Annotated in this window: 27 protein-coding genes and 1 pseudogene; 24 read left to right on the forward strand and 4 right to left on the reverse strand. The window is 31.7% G+C overall.

Translation table 11 applies throughout. The features are described 5' to 3' along the window. The 17 genes from ACJAX4_RS09920 to ACJAX4_RS10000 all read left to right on the forward strand — a co-directional run. Window positions 1-574, forward strand: a 574-nt coding sequence (locus ACJAX4_RS09920) for an RNA-guided endonuclease TnpB family protein (RefSeq protein WP_435789303.1), incomplete at its 5' end; no start/stop codon positions are given. A gap of 209 nt (window positions 575-783) precedes the next feature. Next, window positions 784-933 carry a hypothetical protein gene (locus ACJAX4_RS09925; protein ID WP_435789304.1) on the forward strand — a complete coding sequence of 50 codons (150 nt, stop codon included), beginning with the start codon at window positions 784-786 and terminating at the stop codon, window positions 931-933. Further along, window positions 926-1,144 carry a DUF58 domain-containing protein gene (locus ACJAX4_RS09930; protein WP_435789305.1) on the forward strand — a complete coding sequence of 73 codons (219 nt, stop codon included), beginning with the start codon at window positions 926-928 and terminating at the stop codon, window positions 1,142-1,144. The genes ACJAX4_RS09925 and ACJAX4_RS09930 overlap by 8 nt, the downstream gene beginning before the upstream one ends. Window positions 1,145-1,195: 51 nt before the next feature. Then, window positions 1,196-1,429 (forward strand): hypothetical protein, encoded by a 234-nt coding sequence (locus ACJAX4_RS09935; RefSeq protein WP_435789306.1) that lies wholly within the window; start codon window positions 1,196-1,198, stop codon window positions 1,427-1,429. Window positions 1,430-1,431: 2 nt separating this feature from the next. Continuing rightward, complete coding sequence (locus ACJAX4_RS09940) at window positions 1,432-2,679, forward strand: hypothetical protein (protein WP_435789307.1); 1,248 nt, start codon at window positions 1,432-1,434, stop codon at window positions 2,677-2,679. A gap of 469 nt (window positions 2,680-3,148) precedes the next feature. Next, the gene (locus ACJAX4_RS09945; protein ID WP_435789308.1) at window positions 3,149-3,502 is read left to right on the forward strand and encodes a DUF6514 family protein; all 354 of its coding nucleotides are present in this window, start codon (window positions 3,149-3,151) and stop codon (window positions 3,500-3,502) included. Window positions 3,503-3,746: 244 nt separating this feature from the next. Beyond that, window positions 3,747-4,124, forward strand: coding sequence for a holo-ACP synthase (acpS, locus tag ACJAX4_RS09950; RefSeq protein ID WP_435789309.1), 378 nt, complete (start codon window positions 3,747-3,749; stop codon window positions 4,122-4,124). A gap of 72 nt (window positions 4,125-4,196) precedes the next feature. Continuing rightward, on the forward strand, window positions 4,197-4,811 hold the full coding sequence (locus ACJAX4_RS09955; protein ID WP_435789310.1) for a germination lipoprotein GerS-related protein: 615 nt from the start codon (window positions 4,197-4,199) through the stop codon (window positions 4,809-4,811). A 57-nt stretch (window positions 4,812-4,868) separates the two neighbouring features. Next, window positions 4,869-6,029 carry an alanine racemase gene (gene alr / locus ACJAX4_RS09960; protein WP_435789311.1) on the forward strand — a complete coding sequence of 387 codons (1,161 nt, stop codon included), beginning with the start codon at window positions 4,869-4,871 and terminating at the stop codon, window positions 6,027-6,029. 197 nt (window positions 6,030-6,226) lie between these two features. After that, window positions 6,227-6,547 carry a CopG family transcriptional regulator gene (locus ACJAX4_RS09965; protein WP_435789312.1) on the forward strand — a complete coding sequence of 107 codons (321 nt, stop codon included), beginning with the start codon at window positions 6,227-6,229 and terminating at the stop codon, window positions 6,545-6,547. Next, complete coding sequence (locus tag ACJAX4_RS09970) at window positions 6,507-6,854, forward strand: type II toxin-antitoxin system PemK/MazF family toxin (RefSeq protein WP_435789313.1); 348 nt, start codon at window positions 6,507-6,509, stop codon at window positions 6,852-6,854. The genes ACJAX4_RS09965 and ACJAX4_RS09970 overlap by 41 nt, the downstream gene beginning before the upstream one ends. A gap of 262 nt (window positions 6,855-7,116) precedes the next feature. Further along, entirely contained in the window at window positions 7,117-7,803 is a 687-nt protein-coding gene (ftsE, locus tag ACJAX4_RS09975; RefSeq protein WP_435789314.1) for a cell division ATP-binding protein FtsE, read from the forward strand. Beyond that, entirely contained in the window at window positions 7,793-8,692 is a 900-nt protein-coding gene (gene ftsX / locus ACJAX4_RS09980) for a permease-like cell division protein FtsX (RefSeq protein ID WP_435789315.1), read from the forward strand. The genes ftsE and ftsX overlap by 11 nt, the downstream gene beginning before the upstream one ends. Window positions 8,693-8,779: 87 nt before the next feature. Then, window positions 8,780-10,069 (forward strand): S41 family peptidase, encoded by a 1,290-nt coding sequence (locus ACJAX4_RS09985; protein WP_435789316.1) that lies wholly within the window; start codon window positions 8,780-8,782, stop codon window positions 10,067-10,069. A 97-nt stretch (window positions 10,070-10,166) separates the two neighbouring features. Further along, window positions 10,167-11,459 (forward strand): PDZ domain-containing protein, encoded by a 1,293-nt coding sequence (locus ACJAX4_RS09990; protein WP_435789317.1) that lies wholly within the window; start codon window positions 10,167-10,169, stop codon window positions 11,457-11,459. Window positions 11,460-12,445: 986 nt separating this feature from the next. Beyond that, the gene (locus tag ACJAX4_RS09995; protein ID WP_435789318.1) at window positions 12,446-13,651 is read left to right on the forward strand and encodes an RNA-guided endonuclease InsQ/TnpB family protein; all 1,206 of its coding nucleotides are present in this window, start codon (window positions 12,446-12,448) and stop codon (window positions 13,649-13,651) included. Further along, the gene (locus tag ACJAX4_RS10000) at window positions 13,645-14,352 is read left to right on the forward strand and encodes a Fic family protein (protein WP_435789319.1); all 708 of its coding nucleotides are present in this window, start codon (window positions 13,645-13,647) and stop codon (window positions 14,350-14,352) included. The genes ACJAX4_RS09995 and ACJAX4_RS10000 overlap by 7 nt, the downstream gene beginning before the upstream one ends. Window positions 14,353-14,681: 329 nt before the next feature. Here ACJAX4_RS10000 and ACJAX4_RS10005 read toward each other — a convergent pair whose 3' ends face one another. Genes ACJAX4_RS10005 through ACJAX4_RS10020 form a run of 4 tightly spaced genes read right to left on the reverse strand, consistent with a single transcriptional unit; the run spans window position 14,682 to window position 15,883 of the window. Further along, a complete protein-coding gene (locus ACJAX4_RS10005; RefSeq protein ID WP_435789320.1) occupies window positions 14,682-14,885 on the reverse strand; it encodes a helix-turn-helix transcriptional regulator in 204 nt (67 codons plus the stop codon). Beyond that, window positions 14,886-15,320, reverse strand: a complete 435-nt coding sequence (locus ACJAX4_RS10010; protein WP_435789321.1) for a hypothetical protein — start codon at window positions 15,318-15,320, stop codon at window positions 14,886-14,888. Continuing rightward, window positions 15,305-15,451 carry a helix-turn-helix domain-containing protein gene (locus tag ACJAX4_RS10015; protein ID WP_435789322.1) on the reverse strand — a complete coding sequence of 49 codons (147 nt, stop codon included), beginning with the start codon at window positions 15,449-15,451 and terminating at the stop codon, window positions 15,305-15,307. Before ACJAX4_RS10015 ends, ACJAX4_RS10010 begins: the two co-directional genes overlap by 16 nt. After that, window positions 15,452-15,883 (reverse strand): hypothetical protein, encoded by a 432-nt coding sequence (locus ACJAX4_RS10020; protein WP_435789323.1) that lies wholly within the window; start codon window positions 15,881-15,883, stop codon window positions 15,452-15,454. A 352-nt stretch (window positions 15,884-16,235) separates the two neighbouring features. On the opposite strand from ACJAX4_RS10020, the gene ACJAX4_RS10025 reads away from it, so the two are divergent. The 7 genes and pseudogenes from ACJAX4_RS10025 to ACJAX4_RS10055 form a co-directional block, all read left to right on the forward strand. Further along, on the forward strand, window positions 16,236-17,405 hold the full coding sequence (locus tag ACJAX4_RS10025; RefSeq protein WP_435789324.1) for an SH3 domain-containing protein: 1,170 nt from the start codon (window positions 16,236-16,238) through the stop codon (window positions 17,403-17,405). Window positions 17,406-17,694: 289 nt separating this feature from the next. Further along, window positions 17,695-18,129 carry a hypothetical protein gene (locus ACJAX4_RS10030; RefSeq protein ID WP_435789325.1) on the forward strand — a complete coding sequence of 145 codons (435 nt, stop codon included), beginning with the start codon at window positions 17,695-17,697 and terminating at the stop codon, window positions 18,127-18,129. Between the two features lie 230 nt (window positions 18,130-18,359). Continuing rightward, window positions 18,360-20,345 carry an excinuclease ABC subunit UvrB gene (uvrB, locus tag ACJAX4_RS10035; protein ID WP_435789326.1) on the forward strand — a complete coding sequence of 662 codons (1,986 nt, stop codon included), beginning with the start codon at window positions 18,360-18,362 and terminating at the stop codon, window positions 20,343-20,345. 51 nt (window positions 20,346-20,396) lie between these two features. After that, window positions 20,397-23,219: an excinuclease ABC subunit UvrA gene (gene uvrA / locus ACJAX4_RS10040; protein ID WP_435789327.1), complete on the forward strand. Its 2,823-nt coding sequence runs from the start codon at window positions 20,397-20,399 to the stop codon at window positions 23,217-23,219. 69 nt (window positions 23,220-23,288) lie between these two features. Beyond that, on the forward strand, window positions 23,289-23,720 hold the full coding sequence (locus ACJAX4_RS10045; protein ID WP_435789328.1) for an FHA domain-containing protein: 432 nt from the start codon (window positions 23,289-23,291) through the stop codon (window positions 23,718-23,720). Window positions 23,721-23,746: 26 nt separating this feature from the next. Continuing rightward, entirely contained in the window at window positions 23,747-24,991 is a 1,245-nt protein-coding gene (locus tag ACJAX4_RS10050) for an FtsW/RodA/SpoVE family cell cycle protein (protein ID WP_435789329.1), read from the forward strand. Next, window positions 24,984-25,332, forward strand: a pseudogene (locus ACJAX4_RS10055) (peptidoglycan D,D-transpeptidase FtsI family protein); the annotation flags it as partial. The gene ACJAX4_RS10050 and the pseudogene ACJAX4_RS10055, both read left to right, overlap by 8 nt.

The raw sequence follows: 25,332 nt of genomic DNA on the forward strand, positions 1-25,332 counted from the left end.
TGGGTTTGACTTAGGTTTAAAAGAATTTTTAATAGACACGAATAATGTTTATGTTAAAAGACCTAAAGTTTTAGATAAATTCGAAGAAAATCTTACGAAACTTCAAAGACAATTATGCAAGATGGTTAAACATAGTAATAATTATAAAAAACAAACCGTTAAAATCGCTAAATTACATGAGAAAACATCTAATATTAGAAAAGATTTCTTAAATAAGCTGTCGTCTAAGATTATTAACGATAATCAAGTTATAATTTCAGAAGACTTGCAAGTATCTAATATGATAAAAAATCATAAATTAGCTAAAAATATAGCTGACGTTTCATGGTCAGAATTTACAAGGCAACTAGAGTATAAAGCTATCTGGAAAGGTAGAACATATCATAAAATCAGTCCATGGTTTGCAAGTAGTCAAATTTGCTGTGCATGTGGCGTTAAAAATAAGGAAGTTAAACTTTTGTCTATTAGAAAATGGATATGTAAGTGTGGTGCTAATCACGATAGAGATGAAAATGCTGCTACAAATATCCTAAAACAAGGTTTAAAAGATTTGGGAATGGGAATAGCGAGTTAAACTGTAATTATATATAAAAATAGGGTAGGAACTATCCGAAGTATTACGCCCATGGAGTTAGTAGGTATGTCATAGATTATCAAGCTAAGGATTACGAGGACGATGATGTGGGAAGTTTTGAGAGTAATCTTAGAAGCACGTGACTTAAGTCATGTGAGGTTCACAATAATAAAAGGCTGCCCATATCATTTTTAACATTAAGGGAAAAAATGCCGGAAGCTATAGAGTTTGTATCAGACACTGTTAAAGATTCAAAAGCAGATGACTTATGGCATTTAAGTAAATACACTATAGGTTGGTATCAGAGAAAAAGAAGGACTTATAAATTGAAGTGCAATATTCGTGGAGCGTATGGTTAAAGGATATGATTTTACTTCCGATAGAGAGATTACTATCATTGTTAATGGTCAATGTGGAGAACCTTATTGGGCAAGTATTCAACCACTATTTATAGAGAATGGGATTAAAGTGGCAGCTTCCTTAGCATCATTTGCTATTAAACAAGGAGTGCCTGTAGGAATGTGGACTAATTCTCAATTAATAGGCGTTCAAAGAAAAGAATCTTGTTAAGTCTATCCGGATATTAATTCGCTTAAGAAAATAATGGAGCTAAGTGCAAGGATGAGCTATACTGTTAACCTCAAATTTAGCGATTATTTAAGAGGCAAAATAACTGAATTTAAACCGAATTGTACTTATGTAATTATTACGCCTTATTTAGATGAAGATAGCATTTTTATTTTATCCAAACTTAAAAGACGGGGGATTTTAATTAAAATCATAGATGTTTCCACAAATGATACTGTTACCTGCATTTCAGGTGTTGAAAAGATAAATTATAAAGGGGAGATGTAACTATGAGCGAGTATAGAAAAGTCAAGAGTATATATTGTATAAGCTTTGTTACTATTTCTTTTATAATTTGGTCAACTTTAAGTAAATGGTTATTACAGAATCCAGTAGAGTATAAACTGTTCTTAATTTGCTCCTGTATTGTGCTTTTTACCCAGTATGTTGCCAGTGCGCGGCGCAATAAAATCCTTATTATTTTGCCGCTGGGAGTTAGTATAATAGCATCTGTAATGTTTTTTAACGGGCAAGCTATTATGCTAAATACAATTTATTTGTTTTTTGCTACTTTTACGATTTACTTTTTGGATGGTGCACCTATAGATCATTCTCAATATAAAGAAGATATAAATAAGTCTATTGCCTTACTTATATTCATTTGGATTATTTCATTTAGATTGGGACTAGATTTTGTAGATGAAATTTATAAATTTCATATTCTCTATATAATTATGATTATAATACTTATGAGAGAAACGCAAAGGTATATATATGATATTAAAAGCAAAACTTCAATGGTTACAAATATAATAATAGGAATCTCAGTACTTACTTTATCTTTAGATTATGCGGGTAAAATTGTTAAAGGATTATTAGATATGCTTAAAGATTTAATGAATTTTGTATTGATTATAATAATAACACTTCTGTCTAAGATTCTTGGCCGCGGAATGGGGTCGATTTCTGGGCTGGATTTGGAAAAGCAGGATAATGGAAAAATATTAGGTGAACCTACAATAAACAATGGAACTGTAATTGGTGATCATCCAATTGATAAACCGCAAATTACATTTAATGAGCTTCAACAACATCCTATAGTTGTTTTAGTTTTTAAAATTGTAATCATACTGATTATTTTATATGTGTTATATAAATTTTTAACAAGATTTAGAAGTAAGGAAAAAACATATAATGAGTTTATAGAAGAAAAGGAAAGAATTGTTAGGGAAAACAAGAAAAAACATTGGGTCAAAGGTTTATTTGGTAAGATAAGTTCAGGAGGTGAAAGTAATAGAGAAAAAATTCTTTATACTTATAAAGGATTTGAAAAAATCACCCAACAAGCTGATATTTATAAGCCTTATATGACTGCTACCCAGCTAAAAAATGGCACTAAAGTTAATGTGGATAATTTTGATGATTTAGAAGAGATGACAACATGCTATAATGAAGCAAAATTTTCAGTACATGATATAACGCAGGAGCAAGTGCAACAGGTTAAAAAGGGGCACAAAAATATTAAGAGACAGTTGTAAGGAAAATTGTATTAGGGTTATAGTAATTGTAAAATAATGTAAATAAATCAGGAATAACAAGAACGGAACTATGGAAACCAAAAGGTAAATATTTACATAGTATATAGTACTATTAAATAATAACCAAAATAATAAATTGCATATGTAATTATTATGCTAGATTTTTACAAAACACCCAACTTATTCTTAATTAATAGTGCTTTTAAATAATAGTTCCAAATTAACAAGAGAAAATTCAATATTTAATAAAAAATTTTTAGATATATTTATTAAAATTTCGACAAATTAAACTAGTGAAATTAAAGTGTGATGATTTTATATTCGATATAAATCATTACATTATGGGGCAGATGGTTTTAAGTTGTCATTTTAAAGAGATAATATATTATGAACCCAATGCATAGTATGACAGATTTTTCTGAAATACAATGTTAACATAATTTTAATAACAAATATGGGGGGATCATTTATGATAATTATTGAGAATATGTCTAAAAAATTGACAGAGAATGATGTAAAGCATAATTATTTTTATAGAATGGTTAAAAGTCAAATGTCTATATCAATGTATGGTGAACTTACACATGTACAAGCTTATGGTATTGAAGTAGAAAGACAAGACATAGTTAATGACACGGTTGTGTTTATTGAAAGGGATTGTGTAGAAAACATAAGCCCCCAAAGACATAAAGTTAAAAATCTTTTAAAAATGCTATATGATAACAATGTATCACCTATTCACATGATTGATATATTGGGAGATTATATTGATGAATATATTGTTGATTTTGATGAGATGTTAAAAAATATAGGGATTTTATAATAATAAAAATCAAATTAGCATATTGAGGGAATTTATACCTTCCATGAGGAGAACTGTCCTCTTTTTTTGTTGTGAAACAAAATGGTTATGTATATCACTAAATTATTATTTGGAAGGTACTATAAATAATCATAATTTTATTGTATTATTGTATTAATATAGAATTTAAATAGTATTTTAAAATTCGTGAAGTATGGTGGCAGAGTTTAATTTGCATACATAAGCAAAGGAGTGGGGTGTTAGTTTGATTGCTGGAGTTGGAATTGATATTGTTGAAATTAAAAGGATTAAAAATGCTATGGAAAGAAATGATAAGTTTTTAGAGAGAATTTTTACCTGGCTAGAATTAGATAAGCTTAGAAGCAGAAATTTAAGACCAGAATATGTGTCTGGAAGATTTGCGGCAAAAGAAGCAGTGGCTAAAGCGTTAGGGACAGGCTTTAGGGGATTTAATTTTAGAGATATTGAAATTGACAGTACAACGCTAGGAAAGCCAATAGTTATTTTAAAAGGTAAAGCAAAGCTAATAGCTGAGAGTGAAGGGGAATATAGTATTCATCTTAGCATATCACATGGGGTAGAAAGTGCAGTTGCTTATGCAATATTAGAAGTGGAAAAATAGTTTTTTAGTAATAGTATTAAAGGATGAGTAATAGTATTAGTAGTGAAATGATTTGTTGCTAGGAGGATAACAATGAAAAAAAAATTACTAATATTTTCGACCTTTTTAATTCTTTTGTGTTTATTACTAGTAATGTCCTGTAATAAGAAACCAAAAGACACTAATGATATTACAACTTTCCTGAAAAATATCGAAAGTTATACTACACAAATGAGTATGGACGTAAAAAACGAAAGGCAGACCATTAATTATAATGCAACACAGTCATATTTGAGGGGAGGCGGGTACAAACTAGAGCTTAATGGTGATAGGGTGTTCATTTATAAAACAGATGATAATATTTATGTTAGTGACAAAAATAGTGGAACACACTATATACAGAGCAAGGATTTTGATGAAGTGTTTAAACTCAGTTTTATTGGTGAGTACATAGGATTATTGTATACAAACGAGGAAATAAAATATACTATTGAAACCAAGAACGGTATTGAATACACAGTAATTAATTTGTTTATACCTAATAATAATAAAAATATTAACAATGCTTTGCTTTATGTTAATAGTAAAAGCATGATACCAGAGAAAATGATTATTTACGATATTAAGGGAAAAGAAAAGCTTCATATAACATATACTAATTTTATTCCCAATGCAAAGGTAGAGCCATCAGAGTTTCTAATTCCTTAATAGGGCTAAAAACACAAACAGATGAATTATACCAAATAAACGGGTGAGGTGAAGGTTATGTTTAGAGATTTAAGAGCGGTATGGGCAGAGGTTGATTTAGACAAACTAGCTCATAATATGAGAGAAATTCGTAGAGTATCTAAGAGTGAAAATATAATAGCTGTTGTAAAGGCAGATGCCTATGGCCATGGGGCTATTGATGTAGCCCCAGTGCTACTTGAAAATGGAGCTAATAGACTTGCAGTAGCGATAATAAGTGAAGCGGTGGAACTAAGGAATTCAGGTATAAAATGCCCAATGATGATTTTAGGGTTCACACCTCCTGATTTAATAAGTGATTTATTAAAATATGATATTGAGCAAGCTATATACAACTATGAGTTTGCAAAACAATTATCAACTATGGCTCAAAAGCAAAACAAAATAGCTAGAATTCACATAGCCGTAGATACGGGTATGGGTAGGATAGGATTTCTACCAACGGATGAAAGTGCAGAAGAAGTATATAATATTTATAAGCTACCGAACATAATCATAGAAGGGATGTTTTGTCATTTTTCTTCGTCGGACGAGAAAGATAAGACATACACCAATGATCAAGTGAAAAAATATGATGATTTCTATGAAAAGCTGAAAGCGAAAAATGTGAACATAAACATGAGACATATGGCTAATAGTGCTGCTATTATAGATTTACCAGAAACTCATTATGAGGCAGTACGTCCAGGAATAATAATATATGGATATTATCCATCCAATGCGGTAAAAAAGGAAAACATAGATTTAATTCCAGTAATGACCTTAAAAACAAATGTAGTACACATAAAAACATTGCCACCTGGCGAATACGTAGGTTACGGCAGAAAGTATAAGACAACAAAGGAAAGCATTATAGCTACACTTCCAGTTGGTTATGCAGATGGATATACACGGCTTCTATTTGAAAAAGCTAATGTTATATTAAAAGGTAGTATTGCGCCAGTAATAGGTAGGATTTGCATGGATCAATGCATGATTGACGTTACGGACATTAGTGGAGTAAAAGTTGGTGATGAGGTTATACTAATGGGAGAAGATGATAAACATAAAATCACAGCAGATACAATAGCAGAACAGATAGGAACTATAAGCTATGAAGTAGTTTGCATGATTACTAAAAGAGTCCCAAGAGTCTACATTAAAAAAGGCCAGAGTATGAAAGTACGAAACTATGTGTAATATTAACATATTACATAAAGAATTAATTATTTATATGAAGAACTACTTGTCGTAAAAAGGTGAGAATACCGATGATTTCTTTGACAGATTGATATAGGTTGAATTATAATTACTTTATACATAATGTTGCTTAAGTTAATATTACAGTTAGTCTATACATATTGTAGCTTAAGTAAATAGGAGGTATTAAATTTTCTATGCCAACTTCAAAGAAATTAGTGGTAAACATATCAGAAACACTTAACGTTGAATTTAATAAGGCACTTCAAAAAGATTGTAAAAAAAGAAGTGAATTTATTCGTGAAGCTATAATACTATATATTGAGGAAAAGAAAAAAAATAGTTATATAGATGAAATGAAACGTGGTTATTTAGAAATGGCTGAATTAAATTTAGAAATAGCTGATATGGGTTTTGAGATTGATATTAAAGATTTCAAAGAATATGAAGTTAAGCTTTCGGAGAGTGATTTGTCTTATGACGGTAATAGTGAAAAGAGGAGATATATTTTATGCTGATCTGAGTCCGGTTGTAGGCTCAGAGCAAGGTGGGGTTAGACCAGTAATTATAATTCAAAATGATATAGGTAATAAGTACAGCCCTACTATTATAATTGCAGCTATTACATCACAGATAAACAAGGCAAAACTACCTACTCATGTTGAGATTTCTTCAGAAGAGTATGGACTAAATAAAGATTCTGTGGTTTTGCTTGAGCAAATAAGAACATTAGATAAAAAGAGACTAAAAGAAAAAATTGGTCATATGACTGATAACGATATGAAAAAAGTAGATACTGCACTTTTAATTAGTGTAGGGTTATAAAACTATAAGGGTATTTAAATACCCTTATCTAAAAAAAATAAGGGCATTGTGCCCTTATTTTTTTAGAGGTTTTATATATGTTTATAAAATTAGTTGTAATAGTATTTCATAATTTTAAAGTTATAGGAAATCATAAGAATAAATAGTACTAATATTCACAAAAACTTCAAAATAAAATTTATTATTGAGCTAGTGCTTATGTTATACTATTATTGTGCGTTTTTTGAAATAAACCAAACAAACAGGGTAAGGAGAGTTTAATATGATACAATTTAAGAAAGTAACTAAAATTTATGATAATAATGTAATAGCCTTGTCGAATATTGATGTTACTATTGAAAGAGGGGAATTTGTATTCCTTGTAGGTCCTAGTGGAGCAGGGAAATCTACTTTTATTAAAGTACTTTTAAAAGAAGTAGAACCAACTACGGGTAGTATCATTTTAAACGATATTAATGTAACAAAATTAACTAGGAAAAAAACACCATTTTATAGAAGAAAGATTGGAGTAGTTTTTCAAGATTTTAGATTGATTGATACTTTAAATGTTTATGAAAATGTTGCTTTTGCAATGAGAGTTATCGAATCTACAGCTAAAGATATTAAGAAAAAAGTACCTTTGGTTTTAGATTTAGTAGGACTTTCAAAAAAACATATGGCTTTTCCTCACGAACTTTCAGGTGGAGAACAACAAAGAGTATCGCTTGCTAGAGCCATAGTAAATAATCCTACAATACTAATAGCGGATGAACCAACAGGGAATTTAGATCCTGAAACAGCATCGGAAATTATGGGTATATTGAATGATATTAACAAAACTGGTACTACAATAATTATGGCGACGCATGCTAAGAACATAGTAGACACTATGAAAAAGAGAGTTATAGCTATAGAAAAAGGTGTTATAGCTAGAGATGAGCAGAGGGGTAGGTATGGTTATGAAGATTAGTACATTCAAATATTTTATTATGGATGCTTTAAAGAGTCTAAAAAGAAATAAAACTGTTAGTTTAGCTTCTGTAGCTACAGTGGCGGCCACTTTATTTATTTTAGGTGTGTTCTTATTAATTGTAATTAATGTTAATGCAGGGATTGATGTAATAGGATCAAAGTTTCAGGTAAAGATATCTATTAAAGAGGATATAAGTATAACGGATAAATCAGCTCTAGAAAGAGCTTTAAATGACGTTAAGGGAGTTACTGATATTAGATATGAAACTAAGCTAGACGCACTAGAAATAATGAGAGAGCAATTTGGGGAAGATAGTAAAGAATTACTTGCAGGAATGGAAGAAAATAATCCTCTCCCAAATGCATATGTGGTAAGTGTAGAAAAACCTGAAATAGTTACAGATGTAGTTGAGGCCGCTGAGGGACTTAGTGGTGTAGAGAAAATTAAAGACGTAAGAGAAATCGTTGATAAGCTTATAAAAATAACGGATACTTTAAAGGTTATAGGACTATCTTTGTTTGCGATTTTAATAAGTGTATCATTATTTTTAATAGGGAATACAATTAAGCTTACTGTATACTCTAGAAAAAAAGAAATAGGGATTATGAAATATGTTGGGGCTACTGATTGGTTTATAAGATGGCCATTTATCATTGAGGGTATGATGCTTGGTATATCCGGAGCAATTGTTTCTACAGGAATTTTATATTATGTCTATAGAATGGTTTTTGGAAAATTTTCCAATACATTAATAGAGTTTTTAGGGTTTACCCTAATAAATCCTCAGTTCATATTAGGTACTGTGCTATGGCAATTTATGATAGGTGGCTTAATTATTGGAGCTATTGGAAGTGTTATATCAATAAGAAAATTCTTGATAGCGTAATGTTATGGTATTTATTTTCTTGTTTTTGTTATAAATTTATTATATTTACATAAATAATAAATAGAGAACTGTAAAGAGGGGTATAAAATGAGTGATGAAAGTAAATGGAATCAGTTTAAAACTGTAGGTAATAGTGAGGTATCAAATAAGAGTAATAAGAGCAATAAGGTTAAATGGATTATATGGATTATAGTTTTAGTTGTAGTTACTAATGCTATAACGCTATTTGCTTCCAATCAAATTTCTTTAAAAACACCAAATGGGAAAGTTTTATTGGGAAGAGATGCTTATGAACAAGTAAATAAGTTCCAAAAACTATTTTTAGTAAGAGACAAATTATATGAGCTTTATGATGGTGAAATTAGTGATGAGGTCTTAGTAGAAGGTGCTATAAAGGGAATGACTAATTCTCTAGAGGACCCTTATACAGTTTTTATGAACAAAGAAGAGTTTACAGACTTTAATACTCAAACGGAAGGAGCTTATACAGGTCTTGGACTGCAAGTAGGAGTTAAAGAAGGCAATATAGTTGTAATTGCACCGTTTGATGCATCGCCAGCTAAAAAGGCAGGAATACTATCTGGGGATGTTATTGAAAAGGTAGATGGAACGGATGTGTCTGGTAAGGAATTAGAAAAGGCTATTTCGATGATGAAGGGTAAGGAAAATGAAAAAGTTACTTTAACCATTAGTAGAAAAGAAAAGGGCGATTTTGATGTCAGCATGAAACGTGCTAAAATTGATCTTATAACAGTTAAGGGCGAAATGCTAGAGGATAATGTTGGATATATTCAGCTTACAATGTTTGATGAAAATACTACTGATAATTTTAATAAAAAATTAGAAGAGTTAGAAAGCAAGGGCATGAAAAGTTTAGTAGTCGATTTAAGAGGGAATCCTGGTGGTCTTCTTAATCAGGTTGTATCTTTAACTTCTAATTTTGTAGAAAAAGGTAAGGTTTTAGTTTATACAATAGATAAAAATGATAAAAAGACGGAATATAAGTCTAAGGGCGGAATTGCCATTGGCATGCCATTAACTGTATTAACTGATGGAGGTTCTGCTAGTGCTTCAGAAATATTTGCAGGAGCTATAAGGGACTACAAAGTTGGTACTTTGGTTGGAGAAAAAACATTTGGAAAAGGTGTGGTTCAAACTATGCTTTACCAAAGCCGTGATGGTTTTGATGATGGTACGGCATTAAAAGTAACTATTTCAAAATACTATACTCCACTAGGGGAAAATATACATCATATTGGAATAAAACCAGAAGTTAAAGTTGTGTATCCAGAAGCCCTAAAAGAGAAAGCTTATGATAGAAGTGTAGATCCACAATTTAAAAAAGCTGTAGAACTAGCTAAGGATAAAATTAAATAATAATACAAGTATCTACCGATTAATTTGGTGGATACTTGGTTTTTAAATGCTTCTAAATACAGCTTGGCACAATACCGTGAAAGGGGAATTTCAAACCATGGACATTGCAATACAGACATTGAGAGCAGTTTCGTCAGCAGTTGTAGATCCTTCTAATGCACTTATAATAATAATGATTTCAATTATTTTTTATAGTAAAAATAAAAAAATAGTTGCTATGCAGAAAATGATTATGGGAGAAAAATTAGATTCACCCTTTGAGTTAACTATTTCTCAAATTGTAATTGGAATTATCGCTGGAGCAGTAGCTAGTCTAATGTTTACATATTCAGGATTAGTTTTTGAAGAAAATTCTAATATTTATTTGTTGTTTATGGTTTCTTTATTTTTCATGGCATTTAAGCCGAGATTTATTTGTTTTTCATATTCTGGCGCAGTACTAGGGATGGCAAGTCTTTTGTTTAAATACGCAGCTGTTGTTTTAGATATGCCTAAATTGGATGTTATAAATATAGATATTCTGACGCTAATGACATTGGTGGGAATACTTCATATTATAGAGGGAAGTTTAGTAATGTTAGATGGCTCAAGAGGGGCTATTCCCGTTTTTACAAGTAGAAATAATAGAATTATTGGGGGCTTTGCCTTAAAAAGATATTGGGCGCTACCTATTTCACTACTTATTCTTTTGAGCGTAGCCACATCAGAAACAATGAGCATACAAAACATAATTAATACGGAGTGGACACATTTAATTAGAGGGGATATTGCTCTGAAAATTATGAAAAATTCTGTTATAGCAACAATTGCACTCTATGGTGTTATAGCATATAGCAGTGTTACATTTACTAAGAGTAAGAAAAAAAAGACTTTTGTTTCAGGATGTTTAATAATAAGTTATGGAATCCTTCTAGCAGCTGTGGCACAACTTGCAGCTATTAACATAGCTTTTGAATTCTTTGTTTTGGTATTTGCAGCGGTAGCTCACGAGGCAATGCTTAGACTTGAAAAGTACATGGAGCTGACTTTTAAACCTAAATTCATTAGTGATGAAGATGGAATTATGGTGCTAGAAGTAGTTCCTAGTTCTCCTGCATCTGATATGGGTATTCAAAGTGGAGATTTAATAATGGAGCTTAATGATAAGGAAATAGATTCGGATGCGGAGATTTTCAATATAATTAAAGGAAATTTCAATTCGGTATCTTTTAAAATTAAAAAAGCAGCTGGAGCAGTAAAAGATGTTAGTTATAGTAATTTGAATGGTAACAAAAGGCTAGGAATAGTTGTTGTTCCGAGGGAAGTACCAAAAGATTCTGAGATAGTAAAGGTGGATGATCAGAGTTTTAAGAATGTGATGGAAAAACTAAAGAAAAAAGATGAAGAATAAATAATCAAATGAAGGTTCGGCATGTAGGATGTTCTAAATAGTAGAGCATTCGTTAACAGAGTCTAAGTTCACTCCATAAAAAATCCCCTAGCGCACTTATTCGACTTCCTGTCTCAGAAGTGCTAGCAGGCCGTCCTGGCCTGCTTACGGGGGTTTTTTACTACGTAAACTAAGATTCTGTAAGACTTATTATATACTATTTATCACATTCCTACATACTTTCACCTTCAATATCATAATTTGTTTCAAATGTGCAGTAAGAGAACTAATCTGATCGCATTCTACGCAACATATGCTTTTGTTAGCAATCTCAAAGAAAAAATATCGAATAGTTAAACTTGCAATAATTTATATTGTGTGAGGACAGTATATGACTTCCTGGCAGGCTCACGAGAATTTTATATTCGCGAAACAAGAATTTCTAAATGGGATTTCAATAGTCCTATCGCTTCTTATTGCAAGTCACTTCGGAGAAAGTTTATATTTGTAATTAGCGAGCAAAATCCCCGTAAGCAGATGTTCTGGCCTGCTTACGGGGATTTTTTACTACGTAAACTAAGATTCTGTAAAACTCATTATATATTATTTGTCACATTCCTACATCCTTTCACCTTCAATATCATAACTTATTTTAAATGTGCAGTAAGAGAGCTAAGCTGATTGCATTCTACGCAACATATACTTTTGTTAGCAATCTCAAAGAAAAAATATCGAATTTCTAAATCTGCAATAATTTATACTAGGTGGGGACAGTATATACCGTCCTGGCAGGCTCACGAGAATTTTATATTCACAAAACAAGAATTTCTAAAAGGGATTTTAACCATTTTCATGCGAAATTCTCCATTCCTCTATAGGATGGGGATGGATAGCATTTTATTTTCATAGGTTCGAGGCCTAAGAAAACAAAGATATGTTTATATTTTTCATCTTTCCATCCAAACTGGTTATACTATAAATAGGCAGTATAAAAAGGAGGTGAAGCTATGATTAAGAAAAATAAGGGTTATAAGTTTCGGTTGAAACCAAACAAAGAACAAATCATATACTTAGAAAAAGCTTTTGGGTGCAGTAGAAAAATGTATAACATTTATGTTGATATGCTATATATGCAGCTACAGCAGCAAAACTTTATAAATGGTAAAATTGATTATAAACTTATTAAACTGAGCACTCCTGCTAGTATAAAAAAAGATTATGACTATATGAAAGAAATAGATAGTTTAGCTTTTGCAAATGTTCAACTGGATTTTAGGGATGCTATCAAAAAATACAATACTGAGTGTGATGGCAAAGCCTATTCTAAGAAGGCTAAAAAACAAGTTAAAACATTAGGTAGAGAATTAACGTTCAAGGACTTAAAGGGTATGCCTAATTTCAAGAGCAAGAATAAAAACCAAAATTCTTTCAGTACGAATAATCAAAATGGCACGGTAGCTATCATCCATGATGATTTTGTTAAGATACCTAAATTGAAAGAACCTATTAAGTTTGTTAATCATAGACAGTTGCCTCAAAATAGTATAATAAAAGGTGCTACAATATCAAAAGATTGTGGGAATCATTATAATATTAGTGTTTTAGTAGAATATTATATTGAAGAAAAACAAACACCTTCAAATAATATTTTAGGTTTAGATTATTCTCAACATGATTTTTATGTGGATAGTGAAGGTAGAAAAGCCAACTACCCTAAATACTACAGAAAGTTAGAGAGTAAACTAAAACAGTTGCAACAAAGGTTAAGTATGAAAATACTAAAATCTAATAACTGGATTAAACAGAAAAAGAAAATATCTAAACTTCAAAATAAAATAGCGAGTCAAAGATTAGATTGGCTACATAAAGAATCCTATAGATTAGCTAAAAATTTTGATGCAGTAATAGTTGAGGATATAAACTTAAGAGCAATGGCTCAAACATTAAAATTAGCTAAAAACCTTACTGATAATGGTTTTGGTATGTTCAGAAATTTTCTAAAGTACAAATTAGAAGATATGGGAAAACAACTTATCAAAGTAGATAAATGGTATCCCTCTTCTAAGACTTGTAGTAGTTGTGGGAACATAAATGAAAATCTTCAGTTAAAGGATAGAATATATATCTGTGAATATTGTGGTCTTAGTATAGATAGAGACTGCAATGCCAGTATAAATATAAAAGAGGTTGGTTCTACCTTGTTAGCTTGGTAAATTTATCTCCGCTAGGAGATACTACCCAAGAAGTTTCCACTTCTATAAGTGGGAGTGAGTTCACTAGAGATACATTAAATCAGTTGGCAGATAAAAATATAGTTTCTGGCACTCATACCTGGGATGATGTTATAGAAACTAGAAACTCTTTAGATGTTTTTGATTTTATAATTGAAACATTAGATGAACCATTATCTTTACAGTTAATTAGAGAATATCATCAATTATTAAAAAATGGTACTTCTGATGATAAAAAGGGGTTTTCAGGTAAATTTAAAAAAATTCCTAATATGCTTAGTGGATTAGATGAAATAAAACTCGCAGAGCCACATGAAGTTGAACCTTTATTATTAGAACTTATTGAGAATTACAATACTAAAAAAGCTTTAAGTATTAATTTACATGATTTATGTTACTTTCATAGTGATTTTGAAAAAATACATCTATTCCAAGATGGTAATGGCAGAATAGGAAGGTTTCTTTTACTTAAACAATGTCTAGAAAATAATATTGATTTAATAGCTATTGATGAAAAATACAATGCGGAATATAGGGGTGCGCTATATGAATCTCAATTAAAAGTCAATTATGATAAACTTATTGAGATTTTTAAAAAATGTCAAGAGTATATAAAATCTAAAGAAGATATTATCTTTTCAAGCAATGAGGCATTAAAAAAATTGAAAAACAAAAACAAGTAATGAAATGAAGGTTCGGCATGTAGGATGTTCTAATAGTAGAGAATTCGCTAACAGACTCTAAGATTACTCCATAAAAAATCCCCTAGCGCACTTATTCGACGTCCTGTCTCAGAAGTGCTAGCAGGCCGTCGTGGCCTGCTTACGGGGATTTTTTATTACGTAAACTAAAATTCTGTAAAACTCATTATATACTATTCATCACATTCCTACTTGCTTTCAACTTTAATATCATAACTTGTGTTAAATGTGCAGTAGGAGAACTAATCTAATCGCATTTTACGCCAACCTCCTGGCAGGCTCACGAGAATTATATATTCGCGAAACAATTATTAATCAACAAATTCAAATAATTCTTCAACTGTCGTATTGAATACCTTGGCTATATCCATAGCTAATTTTAAGGATGGGTTATATCTCCCATTTTCTAAGTGCACTATAGTTTCTCGTCTAACCTCCACCAATTTTGCAAGGTCAGCTTGCTTCATTAATGATTTCTCTCTATACTCTTTAATGTTTGTATTTAAAATAGGCACTTATTTACAAATCCCCTTTCTATCATAATGTATAAAGGATAATAATCTTATTACGGTAAATATAAATATGATTAATATTAAACAGATTCCTATTGTATCCTTTGAAATAATAAACTCCTTCTTATAACGTGTATAAAGTGGAGCTGTAAGCAGGATGCTGAATATGGCAATTGAAATTATTAAAAAATTCATACCGATCTTATTTACTTTAGATAATATAGTAACTACTAGTTCATCAGTTATACCACTCCATCTTTTTTCATTTAACCAAAGTATATACCACATTATAATCTCAACAAAACATAGAATTAGAATGGTAATAAAATTGGCAGGATTAATTAGATTTAGTTTAAACAGTAATGTAACAGTTAACATATATAATACGACTACTGATTGTAGAACAAGCTTTGATTTAGTACTCATTTTTGGATCCATAAAAGAAACCTCCCTAATGTTATATAATGTACTATAGTTTCTCGTCTAACCTCAACCAATTTTGCAAGGTCAGCTTGCTTCATTAATGCTTTCTCTCTATACTCTTTAATTTTTGTATTTAAAATCGGCACTTATTTACAAATCCCCTTTCTATCATAATGTATAAAGGATAATAATCTTATTACGGTGAATATAAATATGATTAACATTAAACAGATTCCTATTGTAACCTTTGAAATAACAAACTCCTTATAACGTGTATAAAGTGGAGCTGTAAGTAGGAAGCTGAATATAACAATTGAAATAACTAAAAAATTCATACCAATCTTATTTACTTTAGATAATATACTAATTACTAATTCATCGGTTATACCACATAATCTTTTTTCATTCAACCAAAGAATGTACCACATTATACTCTCAATAAATTGTAGAATAACAATGGTAATGAAATTGGCGGGATTGATTATATTTAGTTTATACAATAATGTAACAAGTAATAGATATAATACGACTATTAATTGCAGAGCAAGCTTTGATTTAGTACTCATTTTTAGATCCATAAATGAAACCTCCCTAATGTTATATATTTATAACTTGCATGTTATAAATATATAACATTAGGTTATTTTTGTCAATATAAAAGTTTAGCGTTTTTCTTGTAATAATTTATACTTATTTAATCTAACTCAAATTACAATTAAATTTTTAAAAAAACAACAAGCTTTTGATATATTAATGCTATAATGCTAAATACGACAGTGCATTATTTTATTAGAATATTATGGATACAATTTTAGCGAATTCTGGAATGGAGGAGGGTAGGAAGACACACTAGATTAGAGCATCAGTGGATTAAACACAAATGTATAAACTTAATTTTAACCTAATGTTTAAAATAATGGAGGTAAAAATATGAAAAAAAGAATTGCTTTTCTGGTGATGTTAATAACTATTGCAAGTTCTCAAATCGCATCTGCTGCAGAAAGCGGAGTGGTTACTGGAAGCGGATTACGTGTTAGGCAAACATCTTCTTTATCTTCAACTATTGAAGGGCATCTTTCTAAGAATACAAAGATCGAGATACTTGGAAAAGAAGGTCGATTTTATAAAATAGCTTATAAAGGAAAGACAGGATACGTGCATAGTTCATATATAAATGTGGTAAAAAGCATAACTTCTTCAGGAGGTGCAGATAATGTACAAGCTCTTTTGTTAGAAAAACAGGGTGAAATAACTGTAGATTATTTAAATGTAAGATCTGGAGCTGGAGTATCTTATGCTGTGAATGGCGTTATTACACGTGGAAGTAAAGTTACAGTGTATGAAAAAATAAATGGTTTTTATAAGATAAAATATAAGGGTGAAACAAGCTACATAAGTGCATCATATGTTAAGGTTGTTGAGGGAAAAACAGTGATAGCAAGCAATGTAAATAGTACAAGAACAGTAATTAGTAGGGGAGCTGTGAGTGCACCTGAAACAAAGTCTACGGGGACTGGAACTGTTACAGCATCTGATTTTTTAAATGTAAGAAAAACGGCTTCTATAAGCGATAAGATTTTGGGAGAAATTTATCCGAATAGCAAAGTAGAAATTTATGGGACGCAAGGGTCATTCTATAAAATCAAGTACGCAAGTGGATGGGGATATATATATAAATCCTATGTAAGCGTTGCTAATAATGTTAAACAAAAGGATATAGAGTTAACTGGAGATAAGATACTAGACTATGCTAGTAAGTTTATGGGGATACCGTATTTATGGGGTGGAACAACGCCAGTAGGATTTGATTGCTCAGGTTTTGTACAGTATGTTTATAAAAACTTTAGTATAGATTTGCCTAGGGTAACTATGGATCAGGTAAATGTAGGGAAGGCTGTTAATATAGAAAATCTTCAAACTGGTGATTTAATATATTTCAGAACGAATACAGTGCAGCCTAGCCAAGTGTCACATGTAGGAATATATACTGGAGATAATAAATTTATTCAGGCTCCCAAAACTGGAGATATTATAAGGATATCGGAATTGACTGGATATTATAAAGATAATTTTGTGATAGGTAGAAGAATGCTAAAATAAACAAAGTTATTATATATCATTAGAAAGAGACAAGCCCAATTAAAAGTGGAGTTGTCTCTTTATTTTTATTTTCGGATACCTTGAGGGCTATTAGTTTTGTGTTTATATAACTTAGTAGTTATAAATTGTTTACAATATTGACACTAAATTGAAACAATCCTATAGTAATATAATTTATAGAAGAAGATAATCTTCGAAGACATATAAAATAAGTTATAAATGTATAACTTGGGAAAATAAACTGAAATTATGTTATAGCCTTTAAGGGCGGAAATGGAGAGGAATTATTATGGGAATTAAAGAAGAAAAATTATCTAAGAAAACAGGGAAATCCGGTGCTGCAATTGCTTTGTTTATTGTTGCTTCAGTGGTAGCACTGATTGGAGTTACATTATTAGTTAGTAATATTATTTTGTATAGAAGCACTGTTGCTCAAGCTTTAACGGATGGGTATGATATTGCTACTATAAGAAAAGCATTACTTACATCGCAACTTCTACCAGGAATAGCTGAGCCAATTGGTATATATGGTGGTATCTCATTTATTTTGTTCGGTCTTGGTATTGTAGGCAAAAAGGTTTCAAAATGCTTAATGATGTTATCTAAAGATGAGATTACTAATGATACGTTTGAAGAAACTATTGTAGATGAAGATGTCCTTGATTTAGAAAATGCGGAAATATCTGATAACACTGAAAGTGTGGATAAAGTTATAGAAGTTTAAAAATACAATGAAACCTGCCAAAGGGCTTGTCTTATCAGTTATGCTGAGACAGGTCTTTTTTTTATGCTACCACTGAGGTGGTTAATTATACATTTCTTACATTACTTACTTATTAATTTATCATAGGATATATTGACATAATCAAGACTTATAGTTAAAATGTTAAGTGAGAACAAATGTTCAGTATAAGATAGCGATTAATAACTATTATCGAACAAGGCGGTGATTTTGTGAATGAATTTAAGCTGCATTCAAAGTTTAAACCTACTGGAGACCAACCACAAGCAATTGATAGTCTTGTGCGTGGAATTGAGGAGAATAAGAAGTTTCAAACTCTTAAAGGGGTAACTGGGTCAGGTAAGACTTTTACTATGGCTAATATTATAGAGAGAGTACAAAAGCCTACTTTGGTGTTGGCTCATAATAAGACTTTAGCGGCACAACTATGTTCAGAGTTTAGAGACTTTTTCCCTGACAATTGTGTTGAGTATTTTGTGTCTTACTATGATTATTATCAGCCTGAGGCCTATATTGCACAGACGGATACCTTCATAGAAAAAGATTCATCTATCAATGATGATATTGATAAATTAAGACATTCGGCTACCTCGGCGCTTCTAGAGCGTAATGATGTTATTGTGGTGGCTTCAGTTTCATGTATATATGGACTTGGAAACCCTGAAGAGTACAAAAAACTTACAGTTTCTTTAAGGCAGGGCATGGAAAAGGATAGAAATGAAGTGTTAAGGCAATTAGTAGACATACAATATGAGAGAAATGACATTAATTTTATTCGCGGAACATTTAGAGTAAGAGGTGATACTGTTGATATATTCCCAGCATCATCTTCAAACGAAGGAATAAGGGTGGAATTTTTCGGCGATGAAATAGAAAAAATTAGATCTTTTGATTCGCTAACTGGGGAAATTATTGGAGCTTTAAAGCATGTATCTATTTTCCCAGCGTCCCATTTTGCTACTTCTAAGGAGAAGTTAGAGCCTGCTATAGAACAAATAGAAGAAGAATTAGAGATAAGACTAAAAGAGCTTATATCACAGGATAAATTACTAGAGGCACAAAGGATTAAGCAAAGAACTAATTATGATATTGAGATGATAAGAGAGGTTGGTTACTGTAGTGGTATAGAAAACTATTCTAGAATTTTAGATGGTAGGCCTAAAGGAACGGCACCTCAAACACTAATGCACTATTTTCCAAAAGATTACTTAATGTTTATAGATGAGAGTCATGTAACTCTTCCACAGGTTAGAGCCATGTTTGGAGGGGATAAGTCGAGGAAGACTAACCTTATTGAGTACGGGTTTAGACTCCCGTCGGCTTATGATAATAGACCACTAAATTTTCCGGAGTTTGAGGAGAGTTTAAACCAAACGGTATTTGTAAGCGCCACTCCAAGCGTTTATGAATCGGAACATAGTGAAAATGTAGCAGAACAAGTAATAAGACCTACAGGACTTCTAGATCCAGAAATAACTATAAAGCCGGTTAAGGGTCAAATAGATGATTTGTATACTAATATTCAGGACACAATAAAAAGGGGATTTAGAGTTTTAGTTACAACTCTGACTAAAAAAATGTCAGAGGATTTGACTAAGTACTTTATGGAAATGGGAATGAAAATTGCCTATCTACATTCGGATGTTGATACTATAGAGAGAATGAGAATAATTCAAGATCTTAGGCGAGGAACTTACGATGTGCTAGTGGGTATAAATCTTTTAAGAGAGGGTTTAGATATTCCAGAAGTAGCTTTTGTTGCAATACTTGATGCAGATAAGGAAGGATTTTTGCGTTCTGAAACCTCACTTATCCAAACCATAGGAAGAGCTGCGAGAAATTCAGAGAGCAAGGTAATAATGTACGCAGATAGAATTACAAAGTCTATGGCAAAGGCCATGGATGAAACTAATAGACGTAGAAAAATTCAAATGGATTTCAATGAGAAAAATGGTATTACACCAACTACTATTATGAAAGATATTAGGGAAGTAATTGGAGCTGTAACTGTGGCAGAGGATGAAGTGGTTTATGAAACACTTGAAGCGGCTATGGACGCAAACTATGAGGAAACTAAAAAATTAATGGATAGGTATGAAAATGAGATGAAGCAAGCAGCTAAGGATTTACATTTTGAGAGAGCTGCAGAAATTAGAGATATAATATATAAACTTAAGAAACAAATTAAGAATATTTAAATACATTTAAACGTAAATCAGGGGATGCTTTAACAAGCAAAGGAGAATGTTATGAGGGATAAGATTATTATAAAGGGAGCTAAGGTTCACAATTTAAAAAATGTAGATTTAGAAATACCAAGAGATAAATTAGTTGTGTTTACTGGGCTTTCAGGTTCGGGTAAATCTTCACTGGCTTTTGATACATTATATGCAGAGGGTCAAAGAAGGTACGTAGAGTCGCTTTCAGCCTATGCAAGACAGTTCTTAGGTAATATTGATAAGCCGGATGTTGAATACATAGAGGGGCTATCTCCTGCTATTTCTATAGATCAAAAAACTACTAACAGAAACCCGCGTTCTACAGTGGGTACTGTAACTGAGATTTATGATTATTTGAGACTTCTTTATGCTAAAGCTGGCACGCCTCATTGTCCTAAATGCGGCAAGGAAATATCTCAGCAAACGGTGGATCAGATGGTGGATAAATTAATGGAGTTGCCACTTAAAACTAAGCTTTTAATTTTATCACCTATAATAAGAGGGAAAAAAGGTGAACATGTCAAAATTTTAGAAAACATCAAAAAGAATGGCTTTGTTAGGGCAAGAATAGATGGAAATATAATAGAGCTTATGGAAGAGGAGATAAAGCTCGAAAAGAATAAGAAACATAGTATAGAGATAGTTATTGATAGAATTTCTGTGAAAGAGGAATCTATTGGTAGGCTTTCGGAATCACTAGAAAGTGCACTTAAACTTGCAGAAGGATCTGCTATTGCGAGCATTGTAGATGGAGAGGATATACTTTTCAGTGAGCATTTTGCTTGTGTGGATTGTGGTATAAGTTTAGGGGAACTAGCACCTAGAATGTTTTCTTTTAATTCCCCTTATGGTAAGTGTGATAACTGCGATGGGCTTGGAACTCTTATGGAAATAGATGAGGATTTAATCATTCCGGATAGGAGTAAGAGTATAAAGGGCGGAGCTGTCTTGTCTTTTGGAGAGGGGAGTCTTAAGGAGGATTCATGGACGTTTGCGGTGCTTAGGGCACTGGGCGGGAAATATAAGTTTGACCTAGATACTCCTATAGAGGATTATGATCCGGAAACTCTGAAAATAATATTATATGGGACTAATGGACAGCGTATTAAAGTAGATTATGCTAAGGAGTTTAGAACAGGTACTTTTAATCATACATATGAGGGTATTATAAATAATTTAAGAAGACGGTATGTTGAAACTTCTTCTGATTATATAAAAAGAGAAGTTGAACAATATATGAGTGATAATCATTGTCCTAAGTGTAAAGGCGCAAGATTAAGCCCAGAGGCACTAGCTGTAACAGTAGGGGACAAGAATATATATGAATTTTGCAAGATGTCTATTACAGATGAAGTTACCTTTTTAGAGAACATTGAATTATCAGATAAAAATAGACTTATATCTAATCAAATTTTCAAAGAGATAGGTAATAGGCTTAATTTTCTTAAAAATGTGGGACTTAATTATCTGAATTTGTCTAGAACAGCAGGTACACTTTCTGGTGGAGAAGCTCAGAGAATAAGACTTGCAACTCAGATAGGTTCTAGCCTGATGGGAGTTTTATATATTTTAGATGAGCCAAGTATTGGACTTCATCAAAGGGATAATGCAAAACTTATTAAGACGTTAAAACATTTAAGAGATATTGGCAATACTTTGATTGTAGTAGAGCATGATGAGGATACTATGATGGAAGCAGATTTCATTGTAGATATCGGACCTGGAGCTGGTGAACATGGTGGAGAAATAGTGGTGGCAGGAAGTATAGAAGACATAAAAAATTGTGAAACATCAATTACTGGTCAATATTTAAGTGGTAAAAAGAAAATTATCGCTCCAGAGCATACGAGAGTTTCTAACGGAAACTCTATAAAAATAACTAATGCTAAACAAAATAATCTTAAAAATGTATCGGTGGATTTTCCGCTGGGAGTATTTACTTGTGTTACAGGTGTTTCAGGGTCTGGTAAGAGCACACTTGTAAATGACATTCTATATAAGGGTCTAAACAAGAAGTTAAATAAATCTAAGAGAAACGCAGGACTTCATAAAGATATTTTAGGGGTAGAGAACATAGATAAAATTATTAATATTGATCAGGGTCCTATTGGTCGTACTCCAAGATCTAATCCTGCTACATATACAGGGGTTTTTGATATAATTAGAGATGTTTTCTCTATGAGTTCGGAGTCTAAGATACGTGGCTATAAGCCAGGTAGATTTAGTTTTAATGTAAAAGGTGGAAGATGTGAGGCTTGTAGTGGTGATGGGATTATTAAAATAGAAATGCAATTTTTATCTGATGTATATGTGCCTTGTGAGGTTTGCAAAGGTAAAAGATACAATAGAGAGACACTAGAGGTTAAATATAAGGGGAAAAACATCCATGAAATTTTAAATATGACTGTTGAGGAAGCTTTAAAGTTTTTTGAGAATATTCCAAGAATCAATAGTAAGCTTCAAACTCTTATGGATGTGGGACTTGGTTATGTTAGACTAGGGCAACCTTCAACACAATTATCTGGTGGTGAGGCACAAAGAATTAAACTTGCATCTGAGCTATCGAAGAGAAGTACTGGTAAGACTTTTTATATTTTAGATGAGCCTACCACAGGACTTCACATTGATGATGTTAGCAAACTTATTAAAATACTTCAAAGACTCGTGGATTCAGGAAATACTGTGGTGGTAATAGAGCATAATTTAGATGTTATTAAGTGCTCGGACTATATTATTGATTTGGGTCCTGAGGGCGGAGATATGGGCGGTACTGTTTTATGCACTGGAACCCCAAAAGAAATATCTACGGATGCAAATTCATATACGGGACATTATTTAAAAAAGATGTTATAATTTACTTTAGACTAGCATATTATTTTAATGCTAGTCTTTGATTATTTTATAAAGAGGAGAATGTACATTATGGTTAAAATAAGTTTAATTATGAGATACGCAATTATAGCGATTATTTACATTATAATAGTCTTTGCACTGCGAATTATGTATAAAGACATGAAAGGCGGCAGTGCAAAGAAAAAACCAGTGATTAAAAAAACTATGGGTCTCGAAGTTATAGAAAGAGGAGAGAATTTTAATTTAAGAGTCGGGGCAATTATACCTCTAAACGACGAGCTTACTGTAGGCAGAAAGGCAGACAATCTTTTAATCTTGGGGGACAAATACGTGTCTTCTAAGCATGCTAGGATATTTCTTAAAAACTCTAATTATGTTTTACATGATTTAGGGAGTACTAATGGTACATTAATGAACAAGAAAAAAGTGGTGGATAAGGTAGATATAAAAAAAGGTGATGAGATTAAAATAGGAACTTCAATTTTTAAGGTAATAGGATAAATTGTGAGTTTTAATGAGGTGATAGTATGGAAAGTATAGTGGAAGAACGCAAACTTTTAAAGTATACCTATCTTTTATGCATAATTTTATTTTTGAATATAGCTTTTATTGGCAAGCAGGGATTTGATAAAGGCGCCATGATAATGGGTGTAATAGTATGTCTTCTTTTTGCATATTCTCATTTTATAATAACAAAGTTTTTTCCTGACGGAGATAAATATATTTTGCTATTTTCAAATGTTTTGGCTGTTGTAGGAATAGGAATGCTGTATAGGTTAGATCCGTCTATTGCGCTTAAACAACTTATCTGGTATACAGTAGGAATTGCTGTATTCATACTAGTGGTAGTGCTTTTCCCTAGTTTAACTAAATTTGGGAAGTACAGATGGTTTTATATGATATGTACGATTATTCTTATGTCTATGGGAAGTATATTTGCCGACTCTACTAATGGATCTAAAAATTGGGTTAGTATTTTTGGTATGACTTTTCAACCTACAGAATTCGGTAAGTTATCTCTTGTGGCGTATTTAGCAGCAACACTACAATATTATGGTCTGAATATTAAGGGGAAGTCAGAGTTTATGAAATTAAAACCTCTAATTGAGCCTGGAATTGTAGTTATGATTTCACTTGGGTTTATGGTGTTTCAAAAGGATTTAGGGTCAGCACTTATATTTTTTGCTATTTCAGTAACTATGTTATTTATTGCTACTTCGAATATAAAATATGTAATAGTTTGTCTAGGTCTTTTCATAATAGGCGGATTTATAAGTTATAAAATGTTTGATCATGTACAGGTAAGGTTTATGATTTGGGGAAATCCATTTAAATACGGTTATGATCAAGGGCGTCAGGTGGTACAATCATTAATTTCTATAGCGGAAGGGGGCCTTTTTGGTACAGGGCTCGGCCTAGGATATCCGACAATGATTCCAGTAGTTAATACAGATTTTATTTTTGCAGCTATTTGTGAGGAAATGGGGCTTCTTACTGGGTTTGCTATAATCATAGTACATTTTTTACTGTTTTATAGATGTATGAGAGTTCCTGTTTATGGTAAAAATAAATTTACGCGACTGCTTGCGGTGGGGTATAGTACAATGATAGCCGCTCAAGTATTGGTTATAATAGGTGGCGTAGTTGGAGCTATTCCACTAACAGGTATAACGCTGCCATTAGTTAGTTATGGTGGAAGTTCTATGATAATAACTTTCTTTTCCCTGGGTATACTTCAAAAGATATCGGAGGACGGACAAACTTATGAATGATTTTGTAGTTAATATAAAAAAGGTAATGTTGGTATTTTTAATACTTTTTATTGTTTTAATTTCTTACATATCTTATTTTTTTATGTTTAATAGTGAAGAAACAGCAAAAAGTAGCTTTAATAATAGACTATGGGCAGAAAGAAATAAGGTATTAAGGGGAACAATTTACGATAAAGATATGGTGCCTTTAACTGAAAGTACAAAAATAAGTGCAACCTCTCAAAAGGTAAAATATTTGGGCGGGGAGGCTTTTACTCATGCTATAGGATATATTAATCCAGTGTATGGACTTACAGGTCTTGAAAAAAAATACGATCAAGAGCTTATGGGGACTCAAACAG

This window comes from Clostridium sp. (assembly GCF_051278035.1).
Taxonomy (GTDB): Bacteria; Bacillota; Clostridia; order Clostridiales; family Clostridiaceae; genus Clostridium_AD.